The organism is Vibrio sp. Vb1980, from assembly GCF_033338615.1.
Classification (GTDB): domain Bacteria; phylum Pseudomonadota; class Gammaproteobacteria; order Enterobacterales; family Vibrionaceae; genus Vibrio; species Vibrio alginolyticus.
This window is the reverse complement of the sequence record NZ_JAWOSZ010000185.1, coordinates 1-515: the sequence shown is the minus strand read 5'-3', so window position 1 is coordinate 515 and position 515 is coordinate 1. Positions and strand designations below refer to the sequence as shown.

Below are 515 nucleotides of genomic sequence, written 5' to 3'. Positions count from 1 at the left end.
GTTTCCGCCAGTTTCGCTTAATTTTCACATATCGGTCCGACTGGACCAAGAAGTTCATCAGGCACCAGTCGGACCGATATGTGAAAATTAAGCGAAACTGGCGGAAACCCAGAGGCATCGACAACAGGGTGCGGAGAAGATTCAAGGGCCAGATCCTGATGCCCAACATTGGTTACGGGAGTAACAAGAAAACCAAGCACATGCTGCCTAGCGGCTTCCGGAAGTTTCTGGTCCACAATGTCAAGGAGCTGGAAGTGCTGCTGATGTGCAACAAATCTTACTGTGCTGAGATTGCTCACAATGTGTCCTCTAAGAACCGAAAAGCCATCGTAGAAAGAGCAGCACAGCTGGCCATCAGAGTCACCAATCCCAACGCCAGGCTACGCAGCGAAGAGAATGAATAGATGGCCCTCAGATTTTAATTACCTCTGGATTGTGCCCATTCCGTATCTCAAAAATGGAAAGGAGGATCACTACTGGCTGGAGACCGAGAAAAACCAGAGTGCAGAATTCCA

Annotated in this window: 1 protein-coding gene; it reads left to right on the top strand. The window is 48.9% G+C overall.

What is annotated here, in order from left to right:
* A partial coding sequence (locus R7F64_RS24415; RefSeq protein WP_318072226.1) for an eL32 family ribosomal protein occupies positions 1-404 on the top strand: 404 nt, incomplete at its 5' end.
* Positions 405-515: the final 111 nt, after the last annotated feature.